This is a genomic window from Caulobacter segnis (assembly GCF_029543125.1).
Taxonomy (GTDB): Bacteria; Pseudomonadota; Alphaproteobacteria; order Caulobacterales; family Caulobacteraceae; genus Caulobacter; species Caulobacter segnis_D.
The window spans coordinates 187,626-209,072 of the sequence record NZ_JARQWW010000005.1; the positions used below are offsets into that span (position 1 = coordinate 187,626).

The 21,447-nt window shown below is 66.9% G+C and carries 15 protein-coding genes; 8 read left to right on the forward strand and 7 right to left on the reverse strand.

From position 1 onward, the window contains the following. Positions 1-3 precede the first annotated feature (3 nt). Positions 4-744, forward strand: a complete 741-nt coding sequence (locus P7B02_RS15865; RefSeq protein ID WP_277787322.1) for an IclR family transcriptional regulator — start codon at positions 4-6, stop codon at positions 742-744. Here P7B02_RS15865 and P7B02_RS15870 read toward each other — a convergent pair. Beyond that, complete coding sequence (locus P7B02_RS15870) at positions 741-2,048, reverse strand: MFS transporter (protein ID WP_277787323.1); 1,308 nt, start codon at positions 2,046-2,048, stop codon at positions 741-743. The two genes, P7B02_RS15865 and P7B02_RS15870, sit on opposite strands and share 4 nt — an antisense overlap. 230 nt (positions 2,049-2,278) lie before the next feature. Between P7B02_RS15870 and P7B02_RS15875 the strand changes: the two genes are divergently transcribed. From P7B02_RS15875 to P7B02_RS15895, 5 genes are all read left to right on the forward strand, one after another. Then, the gene (locus tag P7B02_RS15875) at positions 2,279-3,946 is read left to right on the forward strand and encodes an amidohydrolase (protein WP_277787324.1); all 1,668 of its coding nucleotides are present in this window, start codon (positions 2,279-2,281) and stop codon (positions 3,944-3,946) included. Next, complete coding sequence (locus P7B02_RS15880; RefSeq protein ID WP_277787325.1) at positions 3,943-4,542, forward strand: FMN-binding negative transcriptional regulator; 600 nt, start codon at positions 3,943-3,945, stop codon at positions 4,540-4,542. The genes P7B02_RS15875 and P7B02_RS15880 overlap by 4 nt, the downstream gene beginning before the upstream one ends. 48 nt (positions 4,543-4,590) lie before the next feature. After that, a complete protein-coding gene (locus P7B02_RS15885) occupies positions 4,591-6,051 on the forward strand; it encodes a PLP-dependent aminotransferase family protein (protein WP_277787326.1) in 1,461 nt (486 codons plus the stop codon). Positions 6,052-6,274: 223 nt separating this feature from the next. After that, positions 6,275-8,380 (forward strand): TonB-dependent siderophore receptor, encoded by a 2,106-nt coding sequence (locus P7B02_RS15890; protein WP_277787327.1) that lies wholly within the window; start codon positions 6,275-6,277, stop codon positions 8,378-8,380. A gap of 55 nt (positions 8,381-8,435) precedes the next feature. Then, positions 8,436-10,187, forward strand: a complete 1,752-nt coding sequence (locus P7B02_RS15895) for an amidohydrolase (protein WP_277787328.1) — start codon at positions 8,436-8,438, stop codon at positions 10,185-10,187. Between the two features lie 23 nt (positions 10,188-10,210). Here the strand turns inward: P7B02_RS15895 and P7B02_RS15900 are convergent, their stop codons facing one another. Genes P7B02_RS15900 through P7B02_RS15915 form a run of 4 tightly spaced genes read right to left on the reverse strand, consistent with a single transcriptional unit; the run spans position 10,211 to position 15,074 of the window. Beyond that, positions 10,211-11,080 (reverse strand): alpha/beta hydrolase, encoded by an 870-nt coding sequence (locus tag P7B02_RS15900; RefSeq protein WP_277787329.1) that lies wholly within the window; start codon positions 11,078-11,080, stop codon positions 10,211-10,213. A 13-nt stretch (positions 11,081-11,093) separates the two neighbouring features. Further along, complete coding sequence (locus P7B02_RS15905; RefSeq protein ID WP_277787330.1) at positions 11,094-12,359, reverse strand: purine-cytosine permease family protein; 1,266 nt, start codon at positions 12,357-12,359, stop codon at positions 11,094-11,096. Continuing rightward, positions 12,356-13,459 (reverse strand): DUF917 domain-containing protein, encoded by a 1,104-nt coding sequence (locus P7B02_RS15910; RefSeq protein WP_277787331.1) that lies wholly within the window; start codon positions 13,457-13,459, stop codon positions 12,356-12,358. Before P7B02_RS15910 ends, P7B02_RS15905 begins: the two co-directional genes overlap by 4 nt. After that, positions 13,449-15,074 carry a hydantoinase/oxoprolinase family protein gene (locus P7B02_RS15915; RefSeq protein ID WP_277787332.1) on the reverse strand — a complete coding sequence of 542 codons (1,626 nt, stop codon included), beginning with the start codon at positions 15,072-15,074 and terminating at the stop codon, positions 13,449-13,451. Before P7B02_RS15915 ends, P7B02_RS15910 begins: the two co-directional genes overlap by 11 nt. A 213-nt stretch (positions 15,075-15,287) precedes the next feature. Between P7B02_RS15915 and P7B02_RS15920 the strand changes: the two genes are divergently transcribed. Both P7B02_RS15920 and P7B02_RS15925 read left to right on the forward strand, forming a co-directional pair. After that, positions 15,288-18,002, forward strand: coding sequence for a helix-turn-helix transcriptional regulator (locus tag P7B02_RS15920; RefSeq protein WP_277787333.1), 2,715 nt, complete (start codon positions 15,288-15,290; stop codon positions 18,000-18,002). Between the two features lie 84 nt (positions 18,003-18,086). Then, the gene (locus P7B02_RS15925) at positions 18,087-18,452 is read left to right on the forward strand and encodes a hypothetical protein (RefSeq protein ID WP_277787334.1); all 366 of its coding nucleotides are present in this window, start codon (positions 18,087-18,089) and stop codon (positions 18,450-18,452) included. 1 nt (position 18,453) lies between these two features. Here P7B02_RS15925 and P7B02_RS15930 read toward each other — a convergent pair whose 3' ends face one another. Together P7B02_RS15930 and P7B02_RS15935 are read right to left on the reverse strand one after the other, a co-directional pair. Next, positions 18,454-19,749 (reverse strand): APC family permease, encoded by a 1,296-nt coding sequence (locus P7B02_RS15930; protein ID WP_277787335.1) that lies wholly within the window; start codon positions 19,747-19,749, stop codon positions 18,454-18,456. A gap of 13 nt (positions 19,750-19,762) precedes the next feature. After that, complete coding sequence (locus P7B02_RS15935; protein WP_277787336.1) at positions 19,763-21,445, reverse strand: hypothetical protein; 1,683 nt, start codon at positions 21,443-21,445, stop codon at positions 19,763-19,765. Between the last annotated feature and the right edge of the window lie 2 nt (positions 21,446-21,447).

Below are 21,447 nucleotides of genomic sequence, written 5' to 3' on the forward strand. Positions count from 1 at the left end.
CGCATGCACGTCAAACAAGCCGCCAACGTCGTCGATCTGTTGACGTACTTCGCCGAGCGCCGTGAACCGGCCACCCTGGCGGAGATCGCCGATGACCTCGGCTGGCCCCGGTCGAGCACCTTCAACATCGTCGGCACCCTGGCCGACAAGGGCTTCCTGTACGAGACCCGGGCGCGGGGCGGCTATTACCCGACACCCCTGTGGCTGACCCTGTCCAGCGCCATCGCGGAGGCGGAACCCCTGCCCCCGGCCCTGCGCGCCGCGGCGGCCGAGGTCTGCGCCCGCACCGGCGAGACCACGGCGGTGGGGACCGTGGCCGGGTCGCATGTGATGTTCATCGACGTGGCGGAATCGTCCCACCCCATCCGATACTTCGCCAAGGTCGGCGACCGGGTGCCGATCCACGCCAGCGCGGCGGGCCGCGCCCTGCTCGCCCAATTCTCGCTGGCCGAGCGGGAGGCGATCTATCGCAAGATCGACTTTGAACAGTACGGCTCCACCACCCCGATGCGCAGCGAAGAGGTCGAGGCCAAGCTGCGGCGGGCCGAGGCGCGCGGCTATCACCAGAGCGAGGCGGAGTTCGTGCCGGATCTGGTGGGCGTCGCCCTGCCTATTCCGCTGGCGCAACGCCGACTGTCCATGGTGGTCGCCGGCCCGGCCACGCGCTGCCTGGAGCGGCGCGAGCAGACCGCCGTCATCCTGCGGGAGACACTGGCCCGTTTCAGCGCCGAACTGGGCAGCTAGTCGGACGTCGTCGGGCGCGGCAGCAGGGCGATGAACAAGGCGGCCGCCACCGCGCCGCCCCCCATCACCATCGAGACCAGCGGCGTTCCCGCGCCCGCGCTGAACAGGCCGCCAGCCAGAATCGGGCCAACCGCCGATCCGCCTCGCCCCACCCCGATGACAAAGCCCGTGCCGCCGGCTCGCAACGCCGCCGGGAAGGTGCGCGCCATGATGGGATACATGCCCACCACCCCGCCGTTGGTGAAGAAGCCGGCGATGGCGACGATGACCGCCAGCACGCCGATCTCGCTGTGCCCCATGCCAAAGACGGTGATGCTGGCGAAGGCGATGAGCATGGAGCCGATGACGATGGGCTTCAGCGGCGCGCGTTGGGCGATCAGGCCGAGGATCACCGCCCCCAGCAGCCCCCCGACGCTGACGCAGACCAGAACACGGGCGGCCGTAGCCGCGTCGAAGCCCATGTCCACCACCAGCTTCGCCGTCCACTTCTGCAGATAGTAGAAGCTGAGGATCTGGGCGAAGTAGGCCAAGGTCAGCAGGATCGTGACGCGCCGATAGGCGGGCGAAAACAGAGCCGTGAACGAAGCCTTCTGCACCGGTCCGGACGGCGCCGGCAGTTCCGTCGCCGGCTCGATCTTCAACCGCGCCAGGGTGCGGTTCACCCGCACCAGCGCGTTGGAGGGGCGGCGGGCGATGAGGAACTCGATCGACTCCGGCAGCCAGAACCACGCGAAAGGGATCAGGGCTGCGGTCATGCCCGCGCCCAGCAGAAACACCGCCCGCCAGTCACCCGTGGCCGCCAACAGGGTCGAGGCGATCAGTCCGCCTATGATCGCGCCCGCCGAATAGCCCGCGATATTGAGCATGACATTGAGGTCCCGGCGGCGGTCATTGGAGTATTCCGCCACCATGGCGCTGGTCGCCGCCAACATGCCGCCAATGCCCAGGCCGGTGTAGAGCCGGGTGATCGCCAGCATCAGCACGTCGCCGGACAGCGCCGCCAGCAACATGCCCGACGCCATGACCAGAAGGCAGGCCAGGATCACCGGCCGCCGCCCCAGCCTGTCAGACAGACCGCCCAGCAGAACCGACCCCACGGCCATGCCGATCAGCTCCATGGACAGGACCACGCCTAGGGCGACGCGCTCGATGCCCCACTCCGCCGCGATCCCCGGCGCGGCGAAACTGATCGCCAGCACGTCGAAGCCGTCGAGGGCGTTGAGCGTGACGCACAGCGCCACCGCCACGATCTGTAGGGCGCGCATGGGCCGTTGCGCGATGGCCGTTCGCGGATCGCCCGCCATCGAATCCTCCCGGCGGCTTCGCGCCGTCCTCTTGTGAATGAAGGATGAGGCGGAACCGAGCCCCCGTCTCGCAATACCCGCAGCCGCCTTTCTGCATCGCGGGCGGGCCACCTCTGGACTGACGTCACGCGACGCGCGGGCATTGGTCCCCTTGAGATGGTCATTCTTGGATGTTTCAGGTTACCAGTTGAATCCGTCATCTCAGCGTGGATGGAGAAGGATCTCTGGACATGATCGATCGTCGCCGACTGATGGGCGCGGGCGCCTTGGCCCTCGCCTCCGCGAACTCTGTCGCCGCGTGGGCGGCGGAGACGGGTCTCGACCTCGCGCTCATCAACGGACGCGTCTGGACGGGCCGCCCGGGCGCGCCGCTGTCCGATGCGGTCGGGATCACAGCGGGGCGGATCGCCGCCATCGGCGCAGGCGCTGTTGGGTCCCTGACCACCGCCCGGACGGAGGTGATCGACTTGGCCGGCGCCTTCGTCATGCCGGCCTTCATCGACAACCACACCCACTTCCTGCTGGCCTCCAACATGCTGGCCCAGCCCGACCTGCTCAGCGCCAAGGACCGGCCAGAGTTCGTCTCGCGCGTCGGCGCCGCGGCCTCGCGTCTGAAGGCGGGCCGCTGGCTGCATGGCGGATCATGGGATGAGCAGCGCCTGGGCGGCGCCTTGCCGGACCGCCATTGGATCGACGCCGTGACCCCGCAGACGCCGTTCGTGGCCCCGCGCACAGACCTGCACATGTATCTGGTCAACAGCCTGGCTCTGCGGCTGGCCGGGATCACCCGCGACACGCCCGACCCGGCCGGCGGGGTGATCGACCGGGACGCCAAGGGTGAGCCCACGGGCATCCTGCGCGACAACGCCAAGGCTTTGGTGGAGCGGGTCATCCCCGCCGTCACGGAGGCGGAGAACGAAGAAGCGATGCGCGCCGGCATCGCCCACGGCCTGAGCCACGGGGTCGCCCAGGTCCACGTCCCGGAGATCAACTGGAGCGTCCAGGACACCCTGCTTCGCCTGCGCCAACGCGGCGGGACGGACATGCGCTTCTACTCCTTCGTCCCTTTGCAGGACTGGGAGAAGATGGCGGCCTTCGTGGACAGCCACGGGCGCGGCGACGACTGGGTGCGCTGGGGCGGGGTGAAGGGGCTGTCCGACGGCTCGCTCGGCTCTCGCACCGCCCTGTTCCATGAAGCTTATTCGGATGCGCCGGGCCAGTACGGCACGCGAGTGATGGCGCTGGACGATCTGCGCGGGGCGGTTCTGGCCGCCGATAAACGCGGGCTGCAGGTCACGGTCCACGCCATTGGCGACCGGGCCAATGACGACGTCCTCGACGTCTTCGATGAAGCCGTGCGTATCAACGGGCAGCGTGATCGCCGCTTCCGCATCGAACACGCCCAGCATGTGCGGCCGGCCGCCATTCCCCGGTTCGCGCGCCAGCAGGTGATCGCCTCGGTGCAGCCGTTCCACGCCATCGACGACGGCCGATGGGCGGTGAAGCGGATCGGCGAGGCCCGCCTTAACGGCACCTATGCCTTCGGCTCCTTCCTCAAGGCCGGCGCCCGCATGACCTTCGGCTCCGACTGGCCCGTGGGACCGCTTGATCCCATCACCGGCATCCATGCCGCCGTCGCCCGCCAGACCCTGGACGACGCTAATCCGGGCGGCTGGCTGCCCAATGAAAAGATCACGGTCGAGCAGGCCATGACCGCCTACACCACCGCCAACGCCCACGCCGGATTCCAGGAAGACCGGTTGGGGCAGCTGACCGTTGGCTATCTGGCGGACATCGTCGTGCTCGATGCCGACCCGCTCTCCGCGCCGGTCGATAAACTCCGAAAAATCAAAGTTCTGCGGACGATTGTTAATGGCCGACAGAGGTATGGCGCATGAGGCCGTCGCCTTTCGTCCCGGCCCGCCCCACCGATGTCGGAGATTTCGTCGAGCAACAGATTCTCGGCCTGGTGATGAGCAGCGGCGAGGCCGCGCATGTCACCCCCCTGCCCCTGCTGGCGGTCCGCAACGCCGACGGTGAGGTCGTGGAGTTCTTCGGTCACTTCGGCCGCTCGAACCCGCAGATCCAGGCGCTGGAGGCCGATCCGCGCGCCGTAGTCGTCTTCATGGGACCACAGGCCTACATCTCCCCGTCCTGGATCAGCAAACCGAAGTGGGGACCGACCTGGAACTACGCCCTCGCCTACTTCGAGGTCGAGATCCGCTTCGTTCCAGAGGAGAACGACAAGGCCCTGGCCGATCTGGCGGACGCTTTGGAGCATGGCCGCTGGACGCCTGATCGGCTGGAGGAGCGCTACGACGAGCTGGCGCCGCACATCCTGGCGTTCAGGGCGCGGGTCGTCCGCCAGACCGCCAAGTTCAAGCTCGGTCAGGACGAGACGCCGACCACGTTCGGCGAGATCCTGGATCATCTGGGGAAGTCCTCTCCCCTGGCCGAACTGATGCGCAAGACGCGCGAGCCGGCTGTTCCCTAGACGAGCGGCAGCCTAAGCTGCGCCTCGATTTGAGAGGCTGAGACCAGCGTGCTGCGACCCTGGAGCATTTCGCTTTCCGAGCGGATCGACGCCACGCGCGACATGCCGCTGTATCTGCAGATCGTCTATGCGCTGATCCACGAGATTCAGCGCGGGCGCCTGATGCCTGGCGCATTCCTGCCCAGCAGCCGCGAACTGGCCCGCACCCTGCAGGTCAACCGCAAGACCATCGTACTCGCCTATGAGGACCTGATCGCTCAGGGCTGGCTTCAATCCGACGCCACGCGCGGGACCCGCGTGGCCTCCAACCTTCCCGACCAGCCCTTCGAACAGCCGGGCGCCGGGGCGCCGGGAGCCGCCGAGTACCGCTTCAACGCCGTGGACGGACCGCCCTTCGTGCTTTCAGGCGGCGACGCCCTGACCTTTGATCAGGGGACACCGGACGCGCGGCTTTTCCCGACCGACCTTCTCGCCCGCGCCTATCGCGACGCCATCGTCCAGGCGAACCGGCGCAACCGCCTGCGCTACGGCGACCCGCGCGGCTCGCTGATCCTGCGCCAAGCCCTGGCCGACATGCTGGCGGCGCAGCGTGGTCTGCAGGTGGGCGTGAACAACATCTGCCTCACCCGTGGTTCGCAGATGGGCGTCGCCTTGGCGGCGCGCGCCCTGCTGAAACCGGGCGACGTGGTGCTGATGGAGGCCCTGACCTACGCTCCGGCGGCGCAGGCGTTCCGGGCCGCCGGCGCGCAGGTGATCGGCTTGCCGCTCGACGCCGACGGCATCGATGTCGATGCGGTCGAGAAGGCCTGCCGCGCTCACCCGGTGCGGGCGGTGTTCCTGACGCCCCACCACCAGTTCCCGACCACCGTCGCCCTGCGCCCGGAACGACGGCTTCGATTGCTGGAGCTGGCGCGGCAGTTCGCCTTCGCTGTGATCGAGGACGACTACGACCACGAGTACCATTTCGAGTCCCAGCCTCTGCTGCCCATGGCCAGCTATGCCCCTAACCGGGTGATCTATGTGGGGTCACTGTCCAAGCTCACCCTGCCCAGCCTGCGGGTGGGTTATGTAGTGGCTCCGGAAGCCGTGATCGACGCCATGGCGCATGCCGTCATGTCCCTGGACCGCCAAGGCAATTTGGTGACCGAGGAAGCCGTCGCCGAACTGATGGACTCGGGCGAACTGCGCCGACACATCCGCAAGACGCAGGTCATTTACGACACCCGACGCAGGGCTTTCGATACGGCGCTGGCGCGGACCTTCGGCGAGACGGTCCAGTATCAAACGCCCGACGGCGGCCTGGCCTTCTGGCTGACCTTTCCCGACCCCGCGGTTCTGGATCGCATCGACGCGAACGGCGCGGCGGCGGGCGTGCGGTTCGCGCCGTCCAACGCCTATTCGCTCAACTCCAAAGGAGAGCGGGGATTGCGCCTGGGTTTCGCCAGTCTCACCGATGAGGAAGCCGCCGATGGCCTGGCTCGAATCAAGGTCGCCGCTGGCCAGACCTGAACTGAGTAGGATCGTCTGAAGGTGGGTAGGCCCCGCCGCTCGAAAGGGTCGTATCCAACTGGGTATTGCGGCGTCATGACAGTGAGACGCACTTACCCATCTTTGAACGACGTTACCCTGAATACAGGAACAAGCCCCTTCAGAGCTTGTGTTGAATACCTCCGGGGAACGTGGCGCGCCAATGCGGCGAATTGCCAAGATCGAGACCAAAGGGGGTATCGTGATGCTTAAGACCGTCCATCGACGTACGTCTTCCGGACGCCTGCTGGCGGCGCTTATGACGACCTGTGCGCTGACCGCGCCAGTCGCGGCCATGGCGCAGAGCAATGAGATCGACGAAATCGTCGTCACCGGCGAACGGGCCGCCGCCGCCACCAAGACCGACGCTGCGCTGACAGAGGTGCCGCAGGGAATCAGCGTCGTCACAGCCGACGAAATTCAAAGCCGAAGCGTCGTCGATTTCCAGGACGTGTTCCGCTACACGGCCGGTGTGGCCGCCGCGACCAGCGTGGACTCGCGCGGCGACTTCGTGGTTTCGCGCGGCTTCGACGCGGCGCAATACCTCGACGGCCTGAAGCGCATGCCGGACTTCATCTACGGCGCGCGCCTCGAACCCTTCACCGTCCAGAGCGTGGAAGTCCTGCGCGGTCCCTCCTCGGTGCTTTACGGCGCCGGCGGCCCGGGCGGCGTCCTGAACGGCGTCAGCAAGACGCCGCGCTTCGAGACCGCCGGTGAAGTCGGCGTTGTCGTCGGCACAGATGACCGCATCCAGGGCCAGCTCGACTACACCACGCCCCTCAACGACAAGCTGGCCGTCCGCATGGTCAGCGTCTGGCGCGACGGCAAGACCCAATGGGGCACGCCGGACGACCGCTTGGTCCTGAACCCGTCCGTGAAGTTCGAGATCACACCGAAGACCGACATCACGCTGATCGGCCTGTACCAGAAGGACAAGCAGGGCTCGCTCGGCTACGTGCCGCTGTTCAAGTCCTTCCTGGCGGACAACGACGCCGAGAAGCTGCCCTTCAACTTCTGGCAGGGCGAGAAGGATTTCAACAAGATGGACACCGAGTTCACGTCCATCGGCGCGATCTTCAACCACCGATTCAGCGACAACATCTCGTTCCGCAGCGCCACGCGCTACAGCGACATGAACACGGACTACCAGGAGGTCTACACAAACTACACGGCCGAGCCGTGGGCGGACGCCGCCGAGACCCTGCTGCGCCGCGAGTTCTATGTGAACTACGAGAACAGCCAGGTCCTCAACACCGACAACAACGTCAATGTGGCCTTCAAGACCGGTCCCATCTCGCACAAGGTCCTGGTCGGCCTGGACTACCTCTGGTTCAAGCAGAACAAGGACGAGGGCTTTTCGTACCTGAACTTCTACCCGTTCCCTTCGCCGCCGCCGATCAACGCCTACAACCCGCAACCGACCGGGCCCTTCCCGTTCGGCGCGTTCAACTTCCTCGACTATCGCAGCACGCAGCTGGGCCTTTACGTGCAGGACCAGATGAGCTTCGCGGACCGCGTCCATATCGTCCTCGGCCTGCGCCGGGATGAAGCGGGTTCGCGCCGCAACGGCGTGGATGAAGCCGATCAGGTGAAGTGGTCTTTCCGCGGCGGGATCATCGCCGAGGTGGTGAAGGGTCTGTCCCCCTACTTCAACTACGCGGAATCCTTCCTGCCCGTGCCGGGCGGCGACTTCTTCGGCAATCCCTACACGCCGCGGACCGCACGCCAGTACGAAGGGGGCGTCAAATGGGAGCCGGTGCGCGGCGCGCTGTTCACGGCCTCCTATTTCGACATCGAGGAGAGCAACTTCATCTCCCAGGACCCGACCAACGTTCAAAACTTCATCCAGGGCGGCGTGGTCGGCTCGAAGGGCTTTGAAGCCGAAGCGGTCATCCGCATGCCCAGGGACTTCGACGTCACCGCGTCCTACAGCTACATCGACGCCAAGGTGCTGGAGTCCAGCACCACCCTGACCGCAGGCAACCGCATCGCGGCTCAGCCCCGCGAGCTCGCTTCGCTGTGGGGCACCAAGACGTTCAAGCTCGGCAACGAGTGGACGATCCGCGCCGGCGGCGGCGTGCGCCATGTGGGCGATCGGATCGACGCCGGCATGCTCCTGAAGCAGCCTTCAGTGACGCTGTTCGACGCCATGTTCACCGCCTTCTACCAGGACTGGGAGTTCTCGGTGACGTCGAGCAACCTGTTCAACAAGCAGTACTACGACATCTGCAATGTCTACGGGCCGAACTCCGGCACCTGCGTCGCGGCGAAGGACCGTACCGTCCTCGCCTCGGTGCGCCGCCGGTTCTGATAACGGTAAGCCGGAGGCGCTCAGGCGTCTCCGGCGCCACCTCGGAGTATTTCGAATGAAGTCCAAGCCTGGCTCGGTTCCGTTCCAGCATTCTCGCGCGGTCGCTGCGGCGTCCGCGTTTTTTGTTTTCGCGGCAGGCGGCGCCCTGGCTGCGCCCAAGGCCGATCTCGTGCTCACCAATGCGCGGATCTACACGGTCGACGACAAGCAGCCCTGGGCCGAAGCCGTTGCGATCAGCGGCGGCAAGATCGTCGCCGTCGGCCCCAAGGCCTCGGTCGACAGCTATGTGAAGCGCGGCGCGAAGGTGGTCGATCTGGGCGGGCGGCTGGTGCTGCCGGCCTTCGGCGACGCCCACGTCCACCCGGTCTTTGGCGGCATGGCCTTCACCCGCTGCTCGCTCCACGCCGGACGCAGCGTCGAGGACTATCAGAAGATCATCAAGGGCTGTGTGGCTGCAGCCCCGGGAACCGGAACCATCCATGGCGTGGGCTGGGAGGATTCCCTGTTTCCGCCCAATGGCGTGCCCCGCAAGGAAGTGCTGGACGCCATCTCCACCGACCGGCCGCTGGTCTTCGGATCTGTCGGCGGCCACACCTTCTGGGTGAACTCCAAGGCGCTGGCCCTGGCCAACATCACCCGCGACACGCCCAATCCGCCCAATGGCGAGATCAACCGCGATCCGACCACGGGCGAACCGGTCGGCTCTCTCCAGGAGTCGGCCATGGATCTGGTCGCCCCCCTGGTGCCCAAGCCGTCGTCCGAGGACATGCAGGCCTCGATCCTCTACGTGGGAAAACTGTTCAACAGCCTGGGCCTGACGGGCTGGCACGACGCCGGGATCGACCTTTCGGCCGAGGGCGGCAGCGAGATGCTGGCGGCGTACAAGGCGCTGCACGACAAGGGCGCCCTGCCCGCGCACATCACCCTGGCCTTCAAGTGGGAGAACGAGCGCGGCCTGGAGCAGGTCGACACCATCATCGCCGCCTCCCGCGCGGCCGCTCAACAAGGCCTGCGCGCCAAGACCGTGAAGTTCTACGTGGACGGGGTCATCCCGCAACAGACCGCGGCGATGATCGCCCCCTATGAGGGAACCACCTCGCGCGGTGTGCTGCAGATCGATCCCGAGGTGCTGAAGACCGCCGTGACGCGCCTCGGCGCCGCCGGCTTCCAGCCCTATGTCCACGCCATCGGCGACGGCGCCGTGCGTGTCGGGCTGGATGCGTTCGAGGCGGCGATCAAGGCCAACGGCTCTCTGGACCGGCCGATGATCACCCACCTGAATGTCATCGATCCACAGGACCAGCCGCGCTTCGGCAAGCTGGGCGTGATAGCGCAGTTCCAGCCTACCTGGTCGTCCAACTACCCGTACATGGACCTGACCAAGCAGGCGATCGGCGCGAAGCGTTCGGAGTACATCTATCCCACCGGCAGCATCCTGCGCGGCGGCGGGATCATCGCCTTCGGCGCCGACTGGCCCGTGGCGACCGCCAACCCGCTGGAGGGCCTGCAAGTCGCCGTGACACGCGTGAACTACGAGGCGACGGAGACCCCACCCCTCCTGGCCGACGAAGCGATCACCCTGCCCCAGGCGGTGAAGGCTCACACCCTGAACGCCGCCCTGGCCAACGGGACGGCTGACATCACTGGCTCGGTGCAGACCGGCAAGAGCGCCGATCTGGTCGTTCTGGATCAGGACATCTTCAAGATCGACCCAATGCAGATCGGCAAGACCAAGGTGCTGCTGACCCTGTTCAAGGGCGCCCCCGTCCATGGCGAGCTCGGCGGCCTAGCGCCCGCGCGCCCCTGACGATGCGGCGGGCGAAGCGGGGCTTACGGCCACTGCTTCGCCCAACGCAGGGCGGCTGTGATCGAACGATGAGGGACCGTCAGGTGCCCTTCGTCGTCCAGCACCATGAACTCGCTGCGCAGCCCGTACCGTGAAAGCTCGGCCAGCCGCTGGGCGAGCAGACGGTTCTCCGTCACCATCACCGGCATCTCCTCGTTCTCGCCCACGGCGAGCAGGACGCGTGCGGGACGGATCGCGCCCTTGCCGGCGGCGAGCTTGGCGCGGAACGCCTCCTCCTCCTGAAGGATCATCTGGTCGTCCCACCAGAGCGCAGCGCTTGTGGCGATGATGGTGTGAAACGCCTCCGGCCGCGCATACAGCATGTGCATGGCGAACAGCCCGCCCAGCGAATGGCCGAACAGAGACTGGCGCGCGGCGTTGACGGGATAACGGCGGGCCAGCTCCGGTCGAAGCTTGTCGATCAGGAAACTCTCGAAGCGGTCGCGTCCGCCTTGCGGGTCCTTGGCGTGAAAACTGGCCAGGGCCGCATTCTTGATCGGGGGCGTGAAATCGCCGACACGCCGCCCCTCATAAAGCCGCCCGCCCGGATAGCCGACGCCGACGATGATCATCTTGTCCGCACCGCCGGCATAGACGCTTTGGATGCGCCGCCCCTCGGCGAAGCCGCCGAACATGGCGTTGCCGTCGAGTACGTAGAGGACGGGATACCCCTCCTTCGGCGCCTCGCCCTGCGGCCGGGAGATGTAGATGCGATAGACCTGACCTTCGTCTGCAGTCAGGTCCCACCATTCGGTTTCCGGCATGACGTAGCCGGCTTCGAGCGCTGGCGACGCCGCCGCGGCCGGCGCCCCGATCAGGGCCGCGGCGCATAGCAGCAGCAGGGTGCGTTTCATCGGCCGTCTCCGGTCAGATCAGTTTCTTGAACCTCAGCAGCGTCAGGTAACCGGCGGCGGCCAGCAGCGTGGCGTCCAGCGTCGGAACCGTGGTCAGGGTCACCCCATAGGCGGTGGCCGGCAGGGTGATCACCAGCGACCCCAGCCAGACGGCGATCGCTTCCCAGCGAAAGGCTTGGAACACCGGCGCCGAGCCCTTGCGGCCGAAGATGGTGAAGCCGTCGATCACATAGATCGCCGCGATGGGCGGAATGATCAGACCAAGCGTGACCAGGAACGGGATGAAGGCGTTGATGATCCCCATCAGGGCGAAGGCGCACCCGATGGCCCCGCCGCCGATCGTGAACGCCCACTGCGGGATTTTCGGGAACGTCGCCGCCATGGACAGCCCCGCCGAATAGAGATTCAGCGAGTTCATCGTCCAGACCGAGAACAGCAGCATGGCCAGCGCCGGCGCGCCCAGGCCATAGCCGACCACCAGCTGCATGATGTCCGTCTGCAGGGTCGCCAGCGCGATCACTGCGGAGATCACCATCAGCAGCGGCGTGGCGATGGGATAGGACAGCACCATTCCGGCGACGGCCCCGCGCTCGCTGCGGATGAAGCGCGACAGGTCCGGCATGGTGGCGACGGCGAGCATGTTGCTGCCGACCAGAGCCGACAGGGCGACCCCGAAGCTCATGGGCACGGGCGGCTTGGCCGCCGGCGCCAGATTGGGAACGCCGCCCGCGTGCAGGGCCAGACCGCAGACCAGGAACAGGATGGCGATCACCAGCGGCACCGCGATCATCGCCAGACGATCGAGCGTCTTGAAGCCGTAGATGGTCGAGATGGCGATGACGATGCTGCCGGCGATGACGAACAGGTTGAAGTCGCCCGGCACGCCGTAGCCCTGGGTCTGGGCCGCGACCAGCGCGTCACCCAGGAAGGAGACGTTCACCCCGAACCAGCAGTAATGGATCACCGCCATGACCAAGTTGACCAGGGCCGCGCCCTTCACCCCGAACGACCGCTGAACCAGCATGTAGGTGGTCAACCGCGTGCGGACGCTGACGATGGCGGTGAAGGCCGCACCCACGCACAGGACCACGCCCGACAGGAACGCCGCCAGGACCGACGGCCAGAAGCCCAAGGCCAGACCAGTCTGGGCGGAGTTGAGAAACCCCGGCAGGGACAGGGTGAAGCTGGCGAGGATCAGCGCGACCCGCCACCCTGGGATGGTCATGCTCTCCGGCAGAGGTGCGCTGGCATAGGCGTCGTTGGGCGCGTGCGCACTCATGAACGGGTCTCTGGGTTCAGGTGTTCGACCGGGATGAAGCTGGTCTCGTAGCCGAAGGCTTCCGGACCCACGAATGACAGGGCCACCGCGTCACGCAACTGCGCCGGCGCGGCGGCGGCGACCACCTTCACCCTTTGCCCGTACTTCAAGCGTTCCGTGGTGATGGTGTCGGCGGTCTCGCTGTCCATGATCGTGATCAGGTCAGGCACCATCGCCCGCAGGACACCGTCATGCCAGGCGACCAGATTTTCATTCTGGAATTCGATGGTCATGTGGCCGGGCGACTTCAGCCCCTCGACGGTGACCTTGCCGACGGAGAAGCCGCCGCGCGTCTCGCGCTCCAGGTCGACGATCTTGCCATCAAACAGCACGCGGCAATGAGGATAGAGGCCGGTGGCCTCCACCGCCGCCGCCAAGGCCTCGAAGGGATCACCTTGAGCCGCCCTCGCCTCGCGGACCGCCTTGCCGATGGCGATGGCGGTGCTGATGCTGCCGGGGATGGCGGTCGCCTTGGCCTGAGCGCCCGACAAGGGATACTCCACCATGTGGGCGATGCCGCCCAGGGCCACGGACAGCGCCCGGGCGATGCGTTCGTGCTTGTTGTTGTCGTCGGTCTCGATCACCGACAGCGCCCCGCAGGCCGCGGTGACCACCGACGGACAAGCCGACAGGCCGCGGATGTTGAAGATCGCCATCTGGGACTCTGGGAAGGCCCGGCCCATGCCGTCGCAGTCCACGACTGGAACACCCATCTCCGCCGCGGCGATGAAGGGCGCCAAGCCGTTGGAGCCGCCGATCTCGATGGGCAGGACGGCGTCGATGCGCCGGCCCATCAGGGTCTCCAGCCGGCGCAGGCCGTCCACGGCCTCGCGACCGTTCGGCAGCTTCTCGACGGAGACGGTCGGCGCACCGACCCATCCGCACGGCGCCAGCAGCGCATCGTCCGCCACGTCGTCCAGAGAAACCAACTCAAAGCCGTCCGAGCGCTCGAACGCCGCCTCGGCCAGCAACAGGCTGTAATAGGGATCGCCGCCGCCGCCCGAGCCCAGAAAGGCCGCGCCGAATGCGAGGTCCGGCAGAGCCGACCGTTCAATACGCATGATGAATGTCCGCCATAGCCGCTGGCGCTTCACCGCCCGCCGCCTCTTCAAGATCGCAGACCGCCTTCAGCCGGACCTGCGCGGATCGTCCCGGCAGATAGCTGAGGAAGATCTCGTCCACATCCACGACTTCAAAACTGGACGGCGCACCGCCGGCCTCGATGAGCGCCGCCTTCGCCTCTCCGCGCAGACGGGCCAGCGCCTCGTCTCGGGGGGCGTGGTCGTAGTCCACGATCTGCTCCAGCTGCACGCCGACCTGGGCGATGGCCGCCCCCACGGCGTTGGCGACCTCCGCATGGGGCGGGCGGACAACAGTGCTCGCGCCCGGCATGTCGTCGGCGACGAGGAAGTGGCCGCCGCCGACGGCGATGATCGTCGCGTCGCCGGGCGCGGTCTTCATCACATCGAGACCGTTGGCCAGGACCGCCTGCATCTGGCTCCAGATCGTCCGGCGAACGGCGTCGCTCATTTCCGGCAGAGCCAGCGGGTCGCCAAAGCTGGCGTATCCCGACCCGACCGCGACGTCGCTGGCGGTCAGGGTGTCGCCGCCGAACACCCGGCTCTCGCTGGTGATCCGATAGCCCGTTGAGTCCGGGCCGATCCGAAGCGCCCCTTCATCAAGACGATCCGCCGTATAGAGCGCCGGATCGAGGTGGATGCGCGTGCCGCCACCAAGGCCGATCGCCAGGATGTCCGGCATGCGGAAATTGGTGCGCACCCCGCCGATGTCGACAGCGATGGAGGACTCCCTTGGGAAGCCCTTCGCCAGGACACCGATGTCGCAGGTCGTGCCGCCGACATCCATGACGATCGCGTTCTGCAGGCCGGTCAGGAAAGCGGCTCCGCGCATGCTGTTCGTCGGTCCCGACCCGATGGTCATGACCGGATAGCGGGCGGCGCTGTCAGACGAAGTCAGGGTCCCGTCGTTCTGCGAGATATAGAGCGGTGCGCGCACGCCCAGATCGACAAGGGCCTCGACGAAGGACGCCATCACCTGCCGCGCCAGGGTGGACAGCGCCGCGTTCAGGATGGTCCCGTTCTCCCGCTCGATGATGCCCAGACGGCCGATGGCGTGAGACGAGCTGATCCTTGCTTCGGGATGTTCGCTGAGAATCAGTTCGGCCGCGCGCTCCTCCATGGCGCCGTTCATCGGCGCGAAGGCGCTGCTGACCGCGATGGAGGTGACGCCTTCTTCGCGCAGGGCGCGGGCGGCGGCGCGAACAGCCGCTTCATCCAGCGGGGAGATTTCGCGCCCATCGACCTCATAGCCGCCGGGAAGGAGGAACAGGCGGCGACCGATGCGCTCGACCAGCGCCTCAGGCCAACCGGTGAGCGGCGGAAGCGCCTCGCCCGACGGCGAGGCCAGGCGGATGATCCCGACGCGATCCAGGCTGTTTCGCTCGACCAGGGCGTTGGTGAAATGGGTAGTGCCGATCATCACGGAGCGGACGGCCTGAGAGGCCACGCCAGCCTGCGCCAGAACCGCGGCGATCGCGCCGGCCACGCCGGTGCGCACGTCGCTGGAGGTCGGCTGTTTCGTCGAGGCCAGGATGCGGGCCCCGTCAATCAGTACGGCGTCGGTGTTCGTTCCGCCTACATCGACACCAATACGCACTCCAACCCCCTGATGGCCTCGCCCCGTCTCGAATTAGAGGCCGCCGCTACGGAAGGGTGCAATGAGTAAAACGGGTGCGAAATCCGCCTGGAGGGGTAATGAAATGACCACGACGGGTAAGACGTTCGCTTGAACGGCGCCCGGCGTTTTGCGTCTGGCGTCACATGACCGTAGTCTCTCTGTCTTGGAACGAGGCAAGGTTCGAGGCGACCGTTGGGCCGTTTGAACGACGTATTGGCCGCGAAGTTCGACCCGCCGATCTGGATTGGGGACCAGATCCGCCGTGACCCTTTGCTCGAGCGTCTGGATGACGCGCTGAAGCATCGCCTGACCATCATCCACGCCCCCGCCGGATACGGTAAGACCAGCCTCCTGGCGCAGTGGCGGGACAGTCTGCCCAAGTCCGCCGTTCGGACCGCGTGGCTGACGCTCGAACGCGACGACCGGGATGTGAAGCGGCTGGTCCGCTACCTGCTCATGGCGGTGCACGGCAGCGATCCCAGCCGGCCTCGCAGGGGACATACCGGCGACCTGCCTTTGCGCGCCGCTCTGTCGGCGCTGCTCAACGACCTGGGCCGGGTCGATCAACCGTTCATCCTGATCCTCGACGATCTGCACCACGCCGACAGCGAGGCCGTGACGAGCTTCCTGCAGTCTATGGTCCGGCTGGCGCCAGCCAACTGCCACTTCGTGTTCGCCTCGCGTGACTATCCCTCCATCGGCCAGTCGATCCTCGCCGCCGAGGAGCAGCTTCTGGAGATCGGCGCCGCCGACCTCCGCTTCACGGACCATGAGGCCGAAACCCTGCTGGCCCGGGCCGGCCGGAGCCTGCAAGCCGACGACATCGACAAGATCCTGGAACGCACCGAGGGCTGGCCCATCGCGGTGCAGCTCACCGGCCTGTCGCTCAAGCGGGGCATGCCGCAGGACGAGGCCATGGCCCGCTTCTCCGGACCCAGCGTCGAGCTTGCACGCTATCTCTCCGAGCAGGTCTTCATGACCTTGCCGGACGAGACCCGGCAGGTGGTTCTGGAGACAGCCCTCCTTGACCGCCTGACGGGCGAGTTGGTCAACTTCCTCTGCGATCGCGCAGATGGGGGACTGCTGCTGGAACAGTTGGAGCAGCAGGGCGTGTTCCTGACGCCGGTGACGCCCGGGCGCGAAGAATATCGCTACCACCAACTGTTCGCGGAATACCTGCGCGACCGGCTGCTGCGGGTGAACCGGGACCGCTACGCCGAGCTTCAGCGCCGGGCCGCGCACTGGTTCGCCATGCGCGACCGCGTCGCGGATGCGATCAATCACGCTCTTCTCGCCTCTGACCAGATGCTGGTGGCCGAGCTCCTGGAAGAGGCCGGCGGCTGGCGGCTGATCCCGCGCGGGCTTCAGGGCGTCGTCGAACGCGGCCTGGCAGACTTGTCCAAGTCGGTGATCGCCGCGCGCCCCCGCCTCGCCCTCGCTCAGGTCTATCTGCAGATCAAGGTGGGCGAGCTCGGCCTAGCCCGGGCCTCCTTCGACAGCTTCCTGGCCAATGCGCCAAAGGACGGCTTTTCCGCCGACCTCCAGACGGAAGTTCAGGTCGTGGGCGACACCCTGAACGATTATGAGAACCAGCCGGTGACGCTGGAGGATCTGCTGGCGCGCGAGGCCTTGCTGCGTAAGCTGCCCGCCAACGATCATCTGGTGCTGGCGAACATCAGCGAAACCCTCGGCGCCAAATACTTCGAGGGCGGCTGGCTGGAGCGCGCCTTGCAACCCACTCTGGCCGCGCGTGACCATTATCAGGCGTTCGGGTCGATCTATAGCGACCTCTTCACCCGCTTTCTTGAGTCGCGGATCAAGCGGGCCCAGGGGCGGTCGATTGAAGCGACCACGATCCTGGACCAGTCCTGGGGCCGGATCCTGACCAACTTCGGCACGCAGTCCGACCTGGCCGCCAACTGCGCCGCCTTTCAAGCCGTGCAGTTCTACGAGCAGAACCGGCCCGATGAGGCCCGCGCTCTGCTTGCCTGGGCCCTGCCGCACATGGAGCGCTCCGACGGCTGGGTGGATGTATATGCCGCCGCCTACCTGACCGAAGCGCGCGCCCTCGCCGGCGGCGGCGCTTTTGAGGAGGCAATGGAGGTCATCGAGCGGGCGCGCCGGACGGCGATGCGGCGACGACATCGTCAGCTCGAACTGCTGGCGGATGTCTGCAGGGTGGAGCTTCATCTGCTGCATGGCGCGTCGCTGGAAGCGGCGCTCGAACGCGCGGAAGCCATTGATCTGGACGCCCTGGCCGATGGGATGGCCGAAGACTCGCCGCAGTACCGGCCCGTCGCGGTGGCCGCCTCCCTATGCCGCGTCCAGCTGCGTCTTCATGAAGGCGAGGACGCCGCCGCGCTGGACGAACTGAAGCTCCTCAAGAGCTGGGCGGAACAGCGCGGGGCCGGACGGCTGCTGATCGACGTCAACATCCTGCTCGCCTCATGCTTCCGCAGCATGGGCGCGGCGGCCCAAGCCAAGGCCGCCTTTGACGAAGCTGTCGGCATCGCGATGTTCCAGAACTTGTCGCGGCCGTTCGTCGACGCCCGCCATTTCGTTCAGCCGCTGCTGGAGGAGGCCTTGGCCTCTGGGACAAGCATCGACCGCTTCCGGGACCAGTTTCTGAAGGCGCTGTCCAGATCCATGCCGACCGCTCGGAGCAACGGCGCATCCCACAGCGTGCTCAGCGAGGCCGAGAGCGACGTGCTCTACTATCTGAGCCTCGGTCACTCCAACAAGGAGATCGCCCGGATCATCGGCATGTCGCCGGATACGGTGAAGTACCGCCTCAAGGCCGTCTTCCGGAAGATCGGCGTCAGCAAGCGCCGGGACGCGGTGCGCATTTCGGCCGAGCGCGGCCTGATCCCTTCTGTCACGGCGCCGGAGCCGCCTGCGCACGGCTAGGTGATTACGCAACCTTAGTTGCGAATCATTATCAACTTTGATACTGCGGGCCCGCCGGATCGTTTCGGCGCGATGGAGCCTGTGATGCTTGATCAAGCCGGCCTCGTGACGGCCGCCGCGCGCTGCTGGCGCATGGCGCGCGACGAGCGCCAGCCGACTCAACGCAGCCTCTATGCGCTTCTGCAGCCTTTGGATGCCGAACTGCTCGCGCCCGTCTTCGACAGCCTGATGACGCTGTGTGAGAGCGCCATGGACCGCCCGTTCAAGGTCGGCGACGCCGCCGGCCCGTCAACCGACGAGGCGCTTCTGCTGGGCCTGCTAGATGGCTCGCGTCGCCGCGACGCCTGCATTGATTGCGCGCAAGGCGCCGCGACGGCGCTGAACTGCGCGATCTGCTCGACACGGATCATGATGGCGCTCGTGGCCGAGCCCTCAAGAACCGTGCAGTAGATCAGGCCGCCGCGCGCCTCCCCGCACCCCAGGCATACCAGGCCATGCCAAGGGCCAGCCAGATCAGCAGCATGCCGTACGGCCGCCAATCGGTCCCGAACCCAAGCGCGGCGATCACAACCGCGGCCACGCAGCCCAAGGCGGCCAGCACTTTCACCGTGCCCTGGCTGAACTTCAGCCGAGCCGCTGCGTGGACCTCCGGATGCGACTTGGCGACATTGAAAGCCGCCAGGCAGGTGCCGAAGTACTTCATCATGGTCGGCACGTTCACCGCCAGCAGCAGGAACAGCAGGCTGGACGGCAGGAACACGGCCGTCACACAGCCGCACAGGGCGACGATGCTGGCCACATGCGGCGTGCCGAACTTCGGATGCACACGGCCCAGGGCGGCCGGCAGGACCCCTGCCCGTCCCATGGCGAAGAGGAAGCGCGCATAGACGAGGAAGACCGCATTCATCGACTTGGCCAGGGCGAAGACCGCGGCCGTGACGATCAGCGGCGTGGCCACCGGGCCGAGCACCGCCTTGGCGGCGTCGAGCAGCGGGGCCTTGCTGACGGCCAGCACCTCCGGCCCCACGGCGCTCATGGCGGCGAAGGTCACCGCCAGATAGACGACGACAGTCAGGGTCAGCGCGCCGGCCATGCCGAGCGGAATCTTGCGTTCAGCGTCCGCGACTTCCTCGCCGACCTCGGTCGCGGTCTCGATGCCTAGGAAAAGTTGGATCATCAGCGGCAGCGCCGCCAGGATCGGCAGGATTCCGCCCTCCGTCGCCTTGACGAAGAGCTGCGGATCAAACTTCGGCGCCGCCGCGAAGACGAAGATGCTCAAGGCGCCGAGCAGCAGGATCATCAGGATCGTCTGCGCCCGCGCCGCCACCGCCACGCCGATGTAGTTCAGCGCGAAAATCAGGGCGAAGAAGCCGAGAATGGTCGGCGTCGCCGGCAGGGGCAGCACCATCGACAGATAGCTGATCAGCACCCGCGCCAGGACGATCATCACCACCGCGTTGGACAACACGCGCATCCAGACGATGGCGAAGGCCAGAGCCGGGCTGGTGAACTGCCGCTGCCACTCGAAGGACGCCGCCGTCCGGGGCGCGGTGGAGGCCAGATAGGCATAGACCACCGCGAACAGGCCCATGGGCAGGGCCGCCAGGATGGTGGCGATCAGCACGCCGTAGCCGCCGACCTTCGCCGCCGGCCCGAGGACGGTGAAGATCGCCGCGCCGATGGCGGTCCCCGCCCCCAGCATGACGAGATCGATCAGGCGGACGCTGTGGCGGAGGTTTGCGGTCATCGAAGGTCCGTTGTCAGAACTGGCAGGCCGAAGCCGGGGCCGCGGGAACCCGCGTGAAGGCGTAGCCCTCGCGCGCCGCGCCCCGGGGCAGATAGGTGATGGTCTTCAACTCGGTCCCACGCCGCACCACAAGGCGAAGCGTGCGGGTCTCGTCCTTGCGGACTTCATCGACGGGATCCGTCTCGACGATCACGTCGCCGTTCTGGACGCCAGCGGCGGCGGCCGTCGAACCGGCGATGAGATCACGGACCACACGGGCATCGTTCAGCGAGGCCCGCGCGAAGCCGAGTTCAAACGGGCGGCTGGATTTCGGAACGACCGTGAAGCACGAGGCGAACCGATCGGCAGGCTTCAGCAGGCCGCCGGCGGCCATGTGGTCGTAGTCGGCGCGAGCGCGATCGGCGCCGATCTCGGCCCCGACCAGGGCGAGCCATTCGGCGAGGCCGAAGCTCTGCCCCGCCACGTCACGGGCGCGCATGGCCTTGGCGATGTCATCGAGACTGCGGCGTCCGCCGGAAGCCTGGCGGATCGCCGCGTCGGTGTTCAGCAGGTAGAAGAAGCCCCGTCCGTAGGGGATCGTCTGGGCGATAGGATCGGTCCAGAACAGCTTGGCCCCCTCGGCATTGCTGAGCCCGCGATAGGGGTTCGAGTAGTAGGCGGCGGCCTTGTCGTTGAGGGTCTCGAACAGCCGGTCAGCCGGCAGCACTCCGGCGCGATGCGACAGCATCACTGAATAGTACTCGGCCATGCCCTCGCTGTACCAGGCGGTGTCGCCGTGCTCGCCCTGCATGCGAGGCCAGTTGTGCGCCATCTCGTGGGCGATCAGGCCCTGCAAGTCATCCACGCCCGGCTTGGCTGGCGGGTGGTAGCCGAACATGAAGGAGCGGCCGAGCGCGCTGCCGCCCATGCCCTTGTACGGGTTCTGGCGCATGAAGACGCGATAGTCGCCGCCCTGATCGTTGAAGAAGGCGGACATGGATTCAAAGAGCGCCTCGGTGCGCTCACCGAGCACGGCGGCGTCAAACGGAGGCTCGCCCAGCCAGTAAAGCGAGAAACCCTTCGCCTCGGCCGGGTGGCTCTTCAGGGCGCCAGCGGCGTAGTAGCTGAAGGACAGAGCCTCGGACGGAAGGATGGTGTCCACCGCGCCTTCGCCGTAGGTCCACGCCCCGCGCGAACCAGCCGGCGCCGCCGACAGGTCCCAACGCAGCTTCACCTTCCACGGACCCGAAGCGACGGGCGTCGCCAGAAAACCGACGCCGGCGCCGATGAAGCCCTCCCCCTCCTGACGCAGGTCGAACAGGGGCCCATTGTTGGTTGCGGCGGTCACGGCGCGCGGCGGCGCCGAGTAGCGAACCACCACGTCGCCCTTGGTGGGACGGCCGACATTCCAGCGGCGATAGACGCCCTGCGGCGTCGGCGGCTCCTCCGATTGGGTCAGCGGGATGGGGCCGGCCTCGTCCGAAGCGGTCAGGGTGTCGCCGTCATAGCGGGCGCTGGGAATGCCGACGAGGATCAGCGGCAGTCGCACCAGGCCCTCGCCGGCCTTCAGGTCCGGGCTGGTCACCGTCATGCGCACGTCCATGCGGCTGGCCGCCGGTTTGGGCGTGAACACGATCTCCAGCGGCTGCGGCCCGGCCGCCTGGGCCGGAAGCGCGAATGTCAGGGCGGCGAACGCGGAGAGGACCAGACGGCGCATGA